Source organism: Lentzea albidocapillata subsp. violacea, from assembly GCF_900100275.1.
Lineage (GTDB): Bacteria > Actinomycetota > Actinomycetes > Mycobacteriales > Pseudonocardiaceae > Lentzea > Lentzea violacea.
Map to the genome: position 1 here is coordinate 516,719 of NZ_FNET01000001.1, position 13,167 is coordinate 529,885.

11 protein-coding genes are annotated in these 13,167 nt (G+C 69.1%); 6 read left to right on the plus strand and 5 right to left on the minus strand.

Going from position 1 to position 13,167, the window contains the following annotated elements; genetic code table 11:
* The first annotated feature begins 16 nt into the window (after positions 1-16).
* Entirely contained in the window at positions 17-1,789 is a 1,773-nt protein-coding gene (locus tag BLR21_RS02050) for a proprotein convertase P-domain-containing protein (protein WP_090003901.1), read from the plus strand.
* A 28-nt stretch (positions 1,790-1,817) separates the two neighbouring features.
* On the opposite strand, the gene BLR21_RS02055 is transcribed toward BLR21_RS02050, so the two are convergent.
* Positions 1,818-2,702 (minus strand): helix-turn-helix domain-containing protein, encoded by an 885-nt coding sequence (locus BLR21_RS02055; protein WP_090003902.1) that lies wholly within the window; start codon positions 2,700-2,702, stop codon positions 1,818-1,820.
* Between the two features lie 389 nt (positions 2,703-3,091).
* A complete protein-coding gene (locus tag BLR21_RS44600; RefSeq protein WP_176929414.1) occupies positions 3,092-3,238 on the minus strand; it encodes a transposase in 147 nt (48 codons plus the stop codon).
* Between the two features lie 34 nt (positions 3,239-3,272).
* On the opposite strand from BLR21_RS44600, the gene BLR21_RS02065 reads away from it, so the two are divergent.
* The 4 genes from BLR21_RS02065 (at position 3,273) to BLR21_RS02080 (ending at position 8,454) form a co-directional block, all read left to right on the plus strand.
* Positions 3,273-4,430 (plus strand): RNA-guided endonuclease InsQ/TnpB family protein, encoded by a 1,158-nt coding sequence (locus tag BLR21_RS02065; protein ID WP_218130714.1) that lies wholly within the window; start codon positions 3,273-3,275, stop codon positions 4,428-4,430.
* 178 nt (positions 4,431-4,608) lie between these two features.
* Entirely contained in the window at positions 4,609-6,885 is a 2,277-nt protein-coding gene (locus tag BLR21_RS02070; protein ID WP_218130715.1) for a proprotein convertase P-domain-containing protein, read from the plus strand.
* Positions 6,886-6,965: 80 nt separating this feature from the next.
* Positions 6,966-7,406 carry a GNAT family N-acetyltransferase gene (locus BLR21_RS02075; RefSeq protein ID WP_256334386.1) on the plus strand — a complete coding sequence of 147 codons (441 nt, stop codon included), beginning with the start codon at positions 6,966-6,968 and terminating at the stop codon, positions 7,404-7,406.
* Between the two features lie 145 nt (positions 7,407-7,551).
* A complete protein-coding gene (locus BLR21_RS02080) occupies positions 7,552-8,454 on the plus strand; it encodes a S1 family peptidase (protein WP_090003904.1) in 903 nt (300 codons plus the stop codon).
* Between the two features lie 202 nt (positions 8,455-8,656).
* Here BLR21_RS02080 and BLR21_RS02085 read toward each other — a convergent pair whose 3' ends face one another.
* Positions 8,657-9,187 carry an AMIN-like domain-containing (lipo)protein gene (locus BLR21_RS02085; RefSeq protein ID WP_090003905.1) on the minus strand — a complete coding sequence of 177 codons (531 nt, stop codon included), beginning with the start codon at positions 9,185-9,187 and terminating at the stop codon, positions 8,657-8,659.
* A gap of 311 nt (positions 9,188-9,498) precedes the next feature.
* Between BLR21_RS02085 and BLR21_RS02090 the strand changes: the two genes are divergently transcribed.
* The gene (locus tag BLR21_RS02090; protein ID WP_090003906.1) at positions 9,499-11,349 is read left to right on the plus strand and encodes a DUF1996 domain-containing protein; all 1,851 of its coding nucleotides are present in this window, start codon (positions 9,499-9,501) and stop codon (positions 11,347-11,349) included.
* Between the two features lie 76 nt (positions 11,350-11,425).
* Here the strand turns inward: BLR21_RS02090 and BLR21_RS02095 are convergent, their stop codons facing one another.
* Positions 11,426-12,313: a quinone oxidoreductase family protein gene (locus tag BLR21_RS02095; RefSeq protein WP_090003907.1), complete on the minus strand. Its 888-nt coding sequence runs from the start codon at positions 12,311-12,313 to the stop codon at positions 11,426-11,428.
* The gene (locus BLR21_RS02100; RefSeq protein WP_090003908.1) at positions 12,298-13,164 is read right to left on the minus strand and encodes a dioxygenase family protein; all 867 of its coding nucleotides are present in this window, start codon (positions 13,162-13,164) and stop codon (positions 12,298-12,300) included. Before BLR21_RS02100 ends, BLR21_RS02095 begins: the two co-directional genes overlap by 16 nt.
* Positions 13,165-13,167 lie beyond the last annotated feature (3 nt).

A 13,167-nucleotide genomic window follows, 5' to 3' on the forward strand; every position in this document is an offset into this window, starting at 1 on the left:
AGTTTCACTCATGCGAATGCGCAGCAAAATCATCGCTGCCGCGTGCGGATCGATCCTGACGCTCGGTGCGTTCACGCTCGTTCCGAGCGCGGCCGCCGCCGTCGGGCCGGACGTCGGCGCCCAGCAACAGGACGAGGCACACCAGCGGTTCAACGGACTGTCGCAGGACCTGCGCGGCCGGCTCGCCGGCCACTGGTTCGACTCGGCGGCGGGCAAGCTCACCGTCGCCGTCCCGGACGAGCAAGCCGCCCGGCAAGCGCGCGCCGAGGGCATCAACGCCGTGGTGGTGCGACGCAGTGCCGCCGACCTGGAGAAGCTGCTCGGCGACGTGAAGAAGCTGATCGGTGACGGCGTGCCCGGCGTGTACAGCTGGGGCGTCGACGTGCGCGACAACCAGGTCGACGTCACGGTCAACACCACGCGCAAAACCGAAGCCACGGAACGGTTCCTGGAGAAGGTGCGTGCGCTCGGCGACGGTGTCCACGTCTCGGAGACCAGGTCCCAGCAACGCCAGCAGGCCGGCACCGTGCAGGCCGGCAGCCCGTGGTGGCCGGGGTCGGAGACGAACTGCTCGATCGGGTTCGCCGCGACGGACGCCAACGGCGGCAAGCACTTCCTCACCGCCGGGCACTGCACGAACGACGCCAACCAGGCCGCGTACGGGCAGTCGGGGCAGCAGAACAGGATCGGCACGTCGAACGTCGGCGGCAGCCGCAGCGTGAACGCCCGCGAGGGCGACATGGGCGTGGTCGCGGTGACCGAGGCGGGCTGGAACCTGTCCGCGGCGGTCAACACCTGGGGCCAGCCCGCGATCACGGTGACCGGTTCGGCCGAGGCGATGGTCGGCGACCGCGTCTGCCACTCCGGCAACACCTCGAAGTGGCAGTGCGGCGAGGTCAAGTACACGAACAAGGCCGTGGACTACGGCGGCGGCCTGGTGATCGAGGGGCTCACCTGGACGACCGCGTGCTCCAAGGGCGGCGACTCCGGCGGAGCGTGGCTGCTCGGCGACAAGGCGGTCGGCCTGCACGACGGCGGCCCGTCGCAGTGCGTGCAGAACCCGACCGACGACGCCGACCTGTCGATCTTCCAGCCGGTCAACGAGGCCCTGCGCAAGTGGAACCTCACCCTCGTCACCGGGGGATCGGGCGACACCGCCGCGCCCAGCGTGCCGGGCAACGCGCGCTCGACCGGCACCACCGCATCGAGCGTCTCCCTGGCGTGGGACGCCTCGACCGACAACGTCGGCGTGACGGGTTACGAGGTGCTCAACGGCAGCACGGTCGCCACCACGGTCACGGGCACCTCCGCGACCGTGACCGGGCTGAACGCCGACACCGCGTACACGTTCTTTGTCCGTGCGGTGGACGCGGCCGGAAACCAGTCGAAGCTGTCGGCCGAAGTCAACGCGCGCACGTCGCCCGGCAACACCGGCGGCCGCACGTTCACCAACGGCACGGACTACCCGATCCGGGACTTCCAGGTGGCGATCAGCGCGGTGCGATCCACCGCCACCGGCTCCGCCGAGAACCCCGTCACGGTCAAGGTGGACGCCACCCACACCTGCCTGGAAGACCTGAACGTCACGCTCGTAGCCCCGAGCGGCCGCTGGTACGCGCTGATGCGCACGCCCGGTGGCGGCTACAGCTGCCACCCGTTCCCGGCGGGCAAGACGTTCACCGTGGTCCCCAGTGCAGGGGAGACCGCGAGCGGCACCTGGACGCTGCGCATCGGGGACAACGGTCCCGGTGACACGGGCGTCCTGAGCAGTTGGTCGCTCACGGTCTAGCAAAAGGGTGGACCTGGTGAGCGACCGTTCACCAGGTCCACTCGAAGCCGTAGCAGCCCGGCCCGAACTTGAGAGCCACGCCCAGCACGGAGTTGCCCTCGTCCAGCCGCACCCCGAACGACTGCCGCGTGCCGTCCGCGTCCCGGACGACCCGGCGGCACGTGCGGGGCAGGGCCAGGGCGTCGAAGGTGACCTCGAGGACGTACTCGTGCACGGGCCGGCGGAACTTGCGGGAGTAGTTGGTGGCCGGCGGGTACGGCGCCTGGTTGACCAGCTCGTGCTCGGTGATCACGGTCTGGCCCCGGCGCAGCGGCGCCCGGAACATCAGCTCTGCCACGAGAAGTCCCTCGGACGGCCGGGTCACGACGCGGCCGAGCCGGCAGTTGTGCAGCGGCCTGATCGACGGCAGCGGCCGGTCGTGCTCGTCGAGGTGCAGGATCACGACCCAGCGGTCCGGTCCGTCCTCCTCGGCGCGCAGCACCTGCCGCGACACGTAGGACCGTTCGCCGCGCTCCGGCCCGACCGTCACGCGGTCGTGCTGGCTGATCCGGGTCAGCCGCGAGTCCCAGCGCGTGTCGACCCCGCCCACAACGTCGTCTATCACCGACGGCACCGGCCAGAACGCGCTGATGGTGCTCTGACGCCGCCCTCCGCGCTGGGCGGGCCCGAGCAGTTCCGACAACGCACCGGGTTCCAGCGCCAGCACCTCTTCGAGATGACCGACCGCCGTGAGCGACGCACGACGTTCCGGACGGCTGCGACCCGTCTGCCAGTAGCTCAGCGTCGCGAGGCTGACCGACACCCCGCGGCGGGCGAGGTGGTCGCGGATCCGTTCCAGCGACAGGCCACGCGCCGCGACGGCCTCGCGCAGGGTGTCCGCGAAGCCGGGAGGCGTGTCTGGCGAGAGCGACATCGATGTCTCCTTCCTGCCGGTTCTCCGACGCTATCCCCCTGATGGCTCAACGGAAGCCGTGACTTAAAAGTGAAATCGGACATCGGCGGATCGCCGCACTTCAACGGGCTAATCGCAGGAATCCCGGCCGTTCTTGGCCGGGAGAAATGCGCTCTGTGGTGTCGCGGCGCTCTGGCACCGTGAGATCAGCCGGGACGTTTCTGGGTGACCAGAAGTGGTTGCCCCACAGTACTTCTTGATGTGGCTGGGGAAGTCGTGGCGCAGGTGCCGGGACGAGACGCCTTCGAGGCTGTTGAGCAGTCGGGAAAGGGCGACGTGGGCGGGTAGTGCACGAGCAGTTGCACTTGGTCGGTCTCGCCGTTGAACTCGCGTAGTTTGCCGCCGAGCTCTCACAAGACCTCGTGCATGATCTGCTCGCAGCGGCCGAGGATCTCGTCGGTGAACGCGCCGCGCCGGGACTTGGTGACGAAGGCCAGGTGTGCGTGCAGGGTGTAGACGACGCGCGGCCTCTGCGGATATCGGGGTTCGGCTCCCATTGAGGTGGCCCGGGCCAGCGATAGGATGATCGTTGTGAAGATCGTCGTGCGGGTGAAGCTGCTGCCGGACGCTGTGCAGGCGTCGGCGTTGGCGGCGACCCTGCATGCCTGCAACCAGGCCGCGGACGAGGTGTCGCGGATGGCGTTCGAGCGGCGGGTGTTCTCCCGTCAGGCACTGCAGCGACTGGCGTATGCGGGCCTGAAAGCGCGGGGTTTGTCGGCTCAGCCGGCATTGCATGTGATCCGCAAGACCGCCGACGCCTGTACCACGCTGCACGCGAACATTCGCAACGGCACTCTCGGCCCAGAAGGCTCGAAGCGCCGCGTGAAAGCGGAGTCGAAACCGATCGGGTTCCGGCCGGACGCGGCTCAGCCGTTCGACGACCGCTGCCTGTCGTGGAATCACGACGCGCGGACGGTGTCAATCTGGACCACGGCCGGTCGGATGAAGAATCTGCGGTTCACCGGTTCGCCAGATCAGCTGACGATGTTGCGTGAGCACAGGCGGGGCGAGACGGATCTGGCGCACCACGACGGCATGTGGTTCCTGATCGCCACCTGCGATATCGCGGAGCCGGAGACGTTCGAGCCGTCCGGGTGGCTGGGCATCGATCTGGGGATCGTGAACGTCGCGACCACAAGCGACGGCGACCGCGCCGCCGGGCGCCGCGTGAACCGCTACCGGCGGCATCTGCAGCGTCTGCGGCGAAAACTGCAACGCAAGAAGACCAAGTCCGCCAGACGCACGCTCAAACGGCTGCGCCGCCGGGAATCGCGGCATGTGGCCAACACCAACCACGTCCTGTCGAAACAGTATGTGACCACCGCGCAACGCACCGGACGCGGGATCGGCCTGGAAGACCTGGCCGGAATCCGCGACCGGGCACGGCTGAGGAAACCACAGCGCGTGGCACTGAACTCGTGGGCGTTCCACCAGCTCGGGGCCTTCATTACTTACAAAGCCCAGCGCGCCGGGGTGCCGGTCCAGTTCGTGGACCCGCGTAACACCTCGCGAGGCTGCTCCGAGTGCGGCCACATCGACAAACGCAACCGGCCCAGCCAAGCCCGGTTCGTCTGCCGGTCCTGCTGCTACACCGCGAACGCCGACTACAACGCTTCCCGCAACATCAGCCACAAAGCCGATGCCGCGTGGAACGCGGGGCGCCAGTCAGCCGCCCCGACAGCCGCCTGACCGGTGACTGTCCAGACGCAGCCGGCCACACCACAGCCAGTGGTGCCCGAGCCGCAAGCTCGGCCCTTCAGGGCCGAGAAGCTGACTCGTGACGACAACCATCCGAAAGACCGGATGTCGGCCGTGACTTCGGCGGCTACGGTCGCGTGACCCTGCATCCCTGCGAAGGAGCCCGACTGTGCGAAGAAGAAGATCTCTGCTCGCCACAGCACTGGTGTCGATGACCGTGGCGGCGCTGGCCGTCCCCGCGTCGGCCGCGCCCGCGGCACTGGCCGGGTGTTCCGGCACCAACGACAGCGACGTGGCGATCGGCGACAACACGACCGTCGAGTCGCCGATCGTCATCTCCGGCTGCGCCTCGGCTCCGTCCGCGACCGCCACGGTGCCGGTGAAGATCGTCCACACCTACGAAGGTGACCTCCAGGTCAGCCTCATCGCCCCGGATGGCTCCGCCTACGTCCTGCACAACCGCTCGGGCGGTTCCGCGGACGACATCGACCAGACCTACACCGTCGACCTGTCGGGCGAGACCTCGAACGGCACGTGGAAGCTGCGGGTCAACGACAACGCGGCCAACGACGTCGGCCGGATCGACACCTGGTCGCTCAACCTCGGCGGCTCGACCCCCGCGAACGACTTCTCCGTCGCCGTCTCGCCTGCCTCCGGTTCGGTGGCGGCGGGCTCGGCGGCCTCGACCACCGTCCAGACCCAGACCACGGCGGGCCAGGCGCAGACCGTCGCGCTGACCGCGACCGGGCTGCCCTCCGGCGCCACCGCGTCGTTCAGCCCCTCGTCCGTCACGACGGGCACGAACTCCACGCTGTCGATCAGCACGACCGCGTCGATCTCCTCGGGCACCTACCCGATCACCGTGCGGGCCGCGGGCGGCACGACGAAGACCGCGACCTACACGCTGACGGTCACCGGCGGCACCGGTCCGCAGATCCCGGACATCGACATCAACGCGGTCAAGGCGCACCTGACCGCGTTCGGCACGATCGCCTCGCAGAACGGCGGCAACCGGCGTTCGACGTCGGCCGGCTACCGCGCGTCGGTGACGTACGTGAAGGACAAGCTCACCGCGGCGGGCTTCACCGTCACCGAGCAGCCCTGTACCTCGGGCTGCACCACCGGCGCCGGTCCGAACGTGATCGCGGAATGGCCGGGTGGCAACGCGAACAACGTCTACATGTTCGGCGCGCACCTCGACGGCGTGTCCGCGGGCGCCGGCATCAACGACAACGCCTCGGGCTCGTCGGCGTTGCTGGAGACCGCGCTCGTGCTCGCCCAGCGCAACCCGTCGATGCTGAACAAGGTCCGCTTCGGCTGGTGGACCGACGAGGAGCAGGGCCTCAACGGCTCACGCTTCTACGTCTCGCAGCTCCCGTCCACCGAGCGCACGAAGATCAAGACCTACCACAACTTCGACATGGTGGGCTCGGTCAACGGCGGCTACTTCATCAACAACATCACCTCGGCGCAGTCCACGCACATGAAGGCGTACTGGGACTCCCTGGGCCTGCAGCCGGAGGAGAACACCGAGGGCCGCAACCGGTCCGACGACGCGTCCTTCACCAACGCGGGCATCCCGGCGTCCGGCTACGCCATGGGCGCGAGCGCCCGCAAGACCGCGGCGCAGGCGTCGAAGTGGGGCGGTACCTCGGGTGGCGCGTTCGACCCCTGCTACCACGCGTCCTGCGACGGCACCGCGAACATCAGCGACACGCACCTGAACCGCGCGGTCGACGGCATCGCCTACACCCTCTGGAAGTCGGCCGTCAGCGCCGGCACGCCGGGCGCGGACTTCTCCGTGTCGGTGTCGCCCGCGTCCGGTTCGGTGGCGGCGGGCTCGTCCGTCTCGGCCACCGTCGGCACCGCGACGGTCAGCGGTGACCCGCAGACCGTGCAGCTGTCCGCGTCCGGGCTTCCCTCCGGTGCGACGGCATCGTTCAGCCCGGCGTCCGTCCAGACCGGATCAAACTCGACGCTCACCATCGGCACCACGGCGTCCGTCGCGGCCGGCACCTACCCGGTGACGATCACGGCGGCCGGCTCGGCGTCCCGCACGGCCACCTACTCGCTGACCGTCACCGGCGACGGCGGCAGTTGCACCGGCACCAACCCCAACGACGTCGCCATCCCGGACGCGGGTGCCGCGGTCGACAGCGACATCGTGATCTCCGGGTGTTCCTCGGCGCCGTCCGCCGGTTCCGTGGTGACGGTGCGGATCGTGCACCCGTACGTCGGTGACCTGACGGTGGCCCTGATCGCGCCGGACGGCACGTCGTACACGCTGCACAACCGCTCCGGTGGTTCCGCGGACAACATCGACCGCACCTACACGGTCAACGTGTCGGGCGAGGGCGCCAACGGCACGTGGAAGCTTCGCGTCCGCGACCTCGGGCCGGCTGATGTCGGCAGGATCGACACGTGGGGCCTCAACCTGGCCCCGTAGGCTCCGTCGATAAGTGGCCTCTTGATTTATCCCCGCAATGGGTATTCTGAGAGGCCACTTGTTCGGCGAACATCTTGGTTGTGACCACTACCTTCACTCGCACCATCGCCGAACTGGACGGCGGGGACACCGCCCTGGCGTTCGACGTGATGCGCGAACTCCGCCCGCATCTCACCGACGCCGACGAGTTCGCCGAGCTCGTGCGCGCCCAGCGGCGGGAGGGCTACCGGCTCGTCGTCGCCTTCGACGAGATGGACCGTCTCGTCTCGTTGGCCGGATTCCGGCACATGACCAACCTCTACGCGGGGCCGCACCTCTACATCGACGACCTGAGCACCCTGCCGTCCGCCCGCGGGCAGGGCCACGCGAGCGCCCTGCTGCGGTGGGTCGACGACGAGGCCCGCCGCCTGGGCTGCGCGGGCGTGCACCTCGACTCCGGGACGCCGCGGCACGACGCGCACCGCCTCTACCTGGCGTCCGGCTTCGTCATCCCCGCGTTCCACTTCGCCAAGAGCCTCTGAAAGGGCGTCGCCCCCACGCCCGTCGATCGCGACCGTCGCGGTGTCGCCGCCGTCTCGATTCCAGCGATTCACCTAAACCGGTGCGCCTCGCTGTACGTACACCCAGACAGGAGCGGATCTCAATCCGGTAACGAGAGGGCGCCACATGGGCAAACACCACGATGACAACCGCCGGGCCAAGGTGATCGCGGGCGCCATCGGGCTCGTCGCCGTGGCGATCACCGCCTCGACGTTCACGGCGAGCCAGGCGGCGCCGGAGTTGCGCACGGCCCCCGCGCAGGCCACCGAGACGTTGCGGCAGAAGGCTTCCGTGCCGGGCACCGCGTGGGCGGTCAACCCGACGACGAACGAGGTCCTCGTCACCGCCGACAGCACCGTCACCGGCGCCAAGTGGGACAACCTGGTGTCCACGGTGAAGGGCATGGGCGCCGGGGTGAGGCTGCAACGCACCGGGGGCACGTTCAAGCTGTTCGCCGAGGGCGGAGACGGGATCTTCGCGGGCAACAGCCGCTGTTCGCTCGGCTTCAACGTCGTCACGGACGACGGCCGCCCCGCCATCCTCACCGCCGGCCACTGCGCGGCCGCGGGCAGGCAGTTCTCCCTCACACCGGGCGGCAGGGCCGTCGCGACCGTCGCGCGCTCGACCTTCCCCGGCAACGGCGACTTCGCCCTGCTCACCTACAACAACCGCAACACCGCCGCGCCCAGCGAGGTCGACACCGGCAACGGCCGCAAGGTGCGGATCCAGCGCGCAGCCGAGGCCAGGGTCGGCACGCAGGTCCAGCGGATGGGCAGCACGACAGGCCTGCGCGCCGGCCGTGTCACCGGTCTCAACGCCACCGTGAACTACCCGGAGGGACGCGTCACCGGTCTCATCCAGACGACCGTGTGCGCGGAGGGCGGCGACAGCGGCGGACCGCTCTTCACCGTCAACGGCAACGCGATCGGCCTGACCTCGGGCGGAAGCGGCGACTGCCGCAGCGGCGGTGTCACGTTCTTCCAGCCCGTCACCCGAGCGCTCGCCGCCGTGGGCGCGCGCATCCCCTGATTCAGGCGGCGTCCCGTCTGCTCACGGGACGCCGCCTGATCCGGCGCCGCACGCGCCGACGTCCGCCACGGTCCGCCGTGCTGGACGCGTCGCGTGCGGCGTCGTTCTCGTTGTGCGCCAACGGTTGCGGCCTGCCGATGGATTCCATCGACAGGCCGTCTGACCAGGTCGGACAAACTACGGTCCACAGACCCACGCGGGACTACCAGCGATGCGCGACGTCGACGACCATTCGCGATCCAGTGCCGGGCCCGTCGAGCAGGAACACCCGGAACGGCAGCCGCGCGCGGACGCCCAGCCCGATCGTCGTCTGCCCCTCGAACTGACCCGCCCACGCGACGTGGCGGAACGTGCTGTACTCGCTGACATCGGCGAGTTCGCCGTTCGGGAGGAAGATCGCGTCGGTCGCGATCGTCGGAACCCTCGCGATGACCTCCAGCCGTGCGCCGCCGCGCACCGGGACGAGCTCGCCCGACCCGTCCTTGCGGATCTCGGCGACATACCGCACGGAGTAGCCGCGCACGTCGCCGTTCACGTCGAGGACCATCCGGTCGAAGCAGGTGTGCCGGCCGGTGCGGATGTCGTACAGCTCGTCGGTGGAGCCGGGGCTCGCCTCCTTCGGCAGGGAACCCCAGGTGATGCCGCAGTACGGCGTACTGGCCCCCGCCGTGGCGGGCACCCCCAGCAGCACACCGAAGACAATCGCCACCAGGACCACAAGGGAACGCCTCATCACGGCCTCCTGACACGAAATACTGCTGCACTGAAGGACGCCTGCCCTGTGCCCCGGTTGCGTGGGATCACGTGTGTGGCCGCGTTGCACACCTCGGGATCCGAGTTGCTCAGGGGTGACAGCGTTGTCGGACACTTCCGGTTACCGCCCGGTGCGATAAGGGTGATCCTTACTCCCCGGTAACCCGGAAAGCGCTTACTACCCCATCAGGGCTGGATTTCCTACGAACTTGTGACGCGAAACTCGTGATTAATCCGGAAGCGCGCGTAGTACGTACTCCTGATCATGCACGGCATCGCCGAGGAGGACGTATGACACACCGCATAACCGACAGGCGGAAGTTCCGTCTGATCGCCTCGTTGTCGGCGGTCGCCGTGGTGGCCGCCGGTACCGCCACCGTGGCACTGGCCGCGAAGAACGGTGACCCGGCGCCGGCCAGCGCGTTCGTGCGCATCGAGCAGGTCGGTAGGAACGTCGTGAACCCGAAGGTGCAGCAGGGGGGCACCAGTGGTGTGTTCACCGTCGACTGCGGCACGAACGAGAACGGCAAGCGCAGCGCGGACAACCCGGTCGCCCAGCCGGGTGTTGATCACGGCGCCCAGCACGTCCACGACTTCGTCGGCAACCAGTCGATCAGCGCGGACTCGACCGACGAGTCTCTGGAGGATTCGGACACCAGCTGCAAGAACGGCGACAAGTCGTCCTACTTCTGGCCGGTCGTGCGGATCAACCCGAACGCGAACACGACCTCGTCGGGGTCCGGTCCGGACAAGATCAAGGAGGCGGGCGCACCGCACGTCACCTGCCCGTCGGTCAAGGACCGTCTGCCCGCCGTGCCGCAGCAGGCGAGCGGCGAGGTGGACCGCAACCTCGAGCTGCTGGACAAGCAGCTCAAGGAAGCCAACGACCGGGTGGCGCGCAACGAGAACCCCGGTGACCCGAACTTCGTCAACAACGCGATTCTCGGCCCGCTGCGCAGCAAGCGAGTGGCCACCCTGGACCGCATGGCGATCGCGATCGGCCGCAGTGCGCCCAAGCCGAACCTGACCTCGCTCGTCGAATGCGAGCTGTTCTTCGGCGGACACGGCGACAACGGCCAGGCCCCGCGCAAGTTCAGCGGCCAGCCGGGCGGCTCGGACGGACACGGCGATCACGGTCAGGCTCCGCGCAAGTTCGCCGGCCAGCCCGGCGGCTCTGGCGACGACGCGACCCCGACCGTGAAGTGCCCCTCGGTGCGCGGCGCGCTGGGTGCCGTGCCGGACCAGGCGATCGCCGAGGTGGATCGCAACCTCGTGCTGCTGGACAAGCAGATCGCGGAGGCCAACCAGCGGATCGTGACCTCCAAGGGGCAGGGCGGCCCGAACTTCGTCAACAACGCCATTCTGGGGCCGTTGAAGGACAAGCGGGTCGCCACGATCGACCGGATGGCCATCGCCATCGGCCGCAACGCCCAGAAGCCGCAGGGTCTGGAGCGCCTGGCGCCCTGCAAGCTCATCAACGACACCGCGGGCGGTAACAACAACGGCGGCGGTAACAACAACGGCGGTAACAACAACAACGGCGGCAACAACAACGGCGGTAACGCGGCACTGGCGGTTCCCGCCGGGCCGAACCTGGAACTCGTCGGCAACGTCGGCAAGATCGTCCGACCCGCCCAGGCGAAGATCGAGTACCGCGGCAACGCGACCAGCAAGGTCACCGCCATGCCGAAGTTCCTCAAGATGACCACCGGTGACGCCAAGCCGACCAGCCGTGGCCCCGCCAACGCCCGCGCGACGTGGACCTGCAGCGGGTTCGAGGACCGCCTCTCGGACAAGTACGTCATCTGCCCGAACGGCAGCAAGGTCATGCGGGTGCACGACTTCCCGGGCTGCTGGGACGGCCAGAACACCGACAGCGCCAACCACCGTGATCACATGCGGTTCGCGGACAAGCAGACCGGCGCGTGCCCCAAGGGCTTCAAGGCGATCCCACAGCTGCGGGTCACCACCGTCTACAACCTTCCGGCGGACGTGCAGCAGAAGGGTCAGTACCAGCTCGACGCCTTCCCCGAGGAGAACCACAACCCGTTCTCCGACCACCACGACTACGCCAACGTCAACTCCGACCAGACGATGGCGCAGATCGTGAAGTGCGTGAACGACGGGCGCAAGTGCTCCTGAACGTCGTGAGGTGGCGGTGCGACTCGCGCCGCCACCTCAGCCCATGGTGGCACGCGCAGGTCGTGTTACCTGAGGACTACATCGCCAGCACGACCCGGCCGTGAGCGGTGCGGTGCCAGGCATCGGTGACGTCGGCCAGTGGCACCACCTCGTGGTCGACGGTGAGCGCACCCGCCGCCGCGTGCCGGGCGATCACGGAGATGGCGTCGGCCCGCTGCCGCACGGTCAGTTCGTTGTTGGTGTAACCGGACAACCGCAATGACCGGCTGCGCAACGTGGACGACGTGATCGGGCTCGTCTCGCCCGCCGAACCGCCGAGGTTCACCCACCGGCCGCCCGGTCGCAACGCCTGGGCGGCCGCGGCGGCGGGAGCCCCGAACAACGGGTCGATCAGCAGGTCGGCGCCCTGGGCGGCGTCGGCCACGTCCTCCAGCGCGACCACGACGTCCGCTCCCGCTCGCACCGCGCGTGCACGGGCCTCGGCCGAACGTGCGGCGGCCACCACCCGTCCGGCACCGGCGAGCCGGGCGAGCTGGATCGCGGCCTGACCGACCGCGCCGCAGCCGAGCACGACCACGGACTCGCCCGGTGCCAGACTGCTCAACGCCATGTACGCGGCTACGGCGGACAGTCCGAGCGCGGCCATCACGAACGGGTCGACGTCCGGCAGGAACACCAGGTCTTCCTCGCGTGCCAACGCCTTCGCGGCCATGCTCCCGTCACCGGGAGCCATCCCGGCGGTGGTGGGGAACCACACCGTCCGCCCGTCGACGGTCCCGATCCCTTGCACCCCAGGCACATAGGGTGTCGCGGGCACGCCGAAGTAGGACGTGCCGCCGGCGCACAGGCGATCCAACGGGGTGATGGGCGCGGCGAGGACGTCCACGACGACCTCGCCGGAGGGCTCGTCCCGGTCGGCGAGCGACGGAGGCTGACCGGGACGAACGACTACCGCGGCGCGCACGGCTGCAACACGAAGTCGAACTCGGCGAGCACCCACGGCACCGCGGACGTGCCGCCGTCCGGCGTCGGGCCGGGCTCGCGCGGCTCGAACCTGACTACCAGCTCCTGCTTGGTGCCGAACACGACGTCGCTGTCGAGGTACTCGGCGCCCTCCTCGAACAGGTGCGTGATCAGCGGTTCGTGCCCCTCGGCGGTGAGCAGGAAGTGCACGTGCGCCGGCCGGAAGTGGCTGATCTCCGTCTGCCCGATCAACGCGCCGACCGGCCCGTCCATCGGGATCGAGTACCCCTTCGGCGTGATCGTGCGGACGCAGTAGGTGCCGTCCACTTCGGTGCGGTACTTCGCGCGCAGCCGTGCCTCGTCCACTTCGAGCTGCGCCTCGTACGCGCCGTCGGCGTCGGCCTGCCAGACGTCCAGCACGGCCCCGGACACCGGCGAACCGTCCAGCGAACGCACGCTTCCGGTGAGGTAGAGCGGAGTTCCGTCCACGTCGTCGGACATGTCACCGCCGAACCCGAGCTCGGGGGAGCCGTCGATGTGGAACGGCCCGAGCACGGTCGCCGGTGTCACACCCGCGGAGAACCGGTGGTTCATCTGCACGACGAGCATGCTCAGGCCGAGCACGTCGGATGCGAGGATGAACTCCTCACGCTTGGCGTCGCTGATCTGCCCGGTCGCGGTGAGCCACCCGATCGCGGCCATCCACTCGGCCTCGGTGAGCCGCACCTCGCGGGCGAACTCGTGCAGGTGCCGGACCAGCGCGGTCATCAGCGTCGCGGTCCGCGGGTCCTTCGCGGTGGCCCAGCGCTGCTCCGCGAGCGCGGTGATGTTGTCCTCGGTGACGAGCTGCATTGC

Excerpts from the sequence above, each read along its gene's own strand:
- BLR21_RS02050 (WP_090003901.1), top strand. The coding sequence starts at position 17 with ATGCGCAGCAAAATCATCGCTGCCGCGTGCGGATCGATCCTGACGCTC.
- BLR21_RS02055 (WP_090003902.1), bottom strand. The coding sequence starts at position 2,702 with ATGTCGCTCTCGCCAGACACGCCTCCCGGCTTCGCGGACACCCTGCGC.
- BLR21_RS44600 (WP_176929414.1), bottom strand. The coding sequence starts at position 3,238 with ATGGGAGCCGAACCCCGATATCCGCAGAGGCCGCGCGTCGTCTACACC.
- BLR21_RS02080 (WP_090003904.1), top strand. The coding sequence starts at position 7,552 with ATGGGCAAACACCACGATGACAACCGCCGGGCCAAGGTGATCGCGGGC.
- BLR21_RS02085 (WP_090003905.1), bottom strand. The coding sequence starts at position 9,187 with ATGAGGCGTTCCCTTGTGGTCCTGGTGGCGATTGTCTTCGGTGTGCTG.
- BLR21_RS02090 (WP_090003906.1), top strand. The coding sequence starts at position 9,499 with ATGACACACCGCATAACCGACAGGCGGAAGTTCCGTCTGATCGCCTCG.
- BLR21_RS02100 (WP_090003908.1), bottom strand. The coding sequence starts at position 13,164 with ATGCAGCTCGTCACCGAGGACAACATCACCGCGCTCGCGGAGCAGCGC.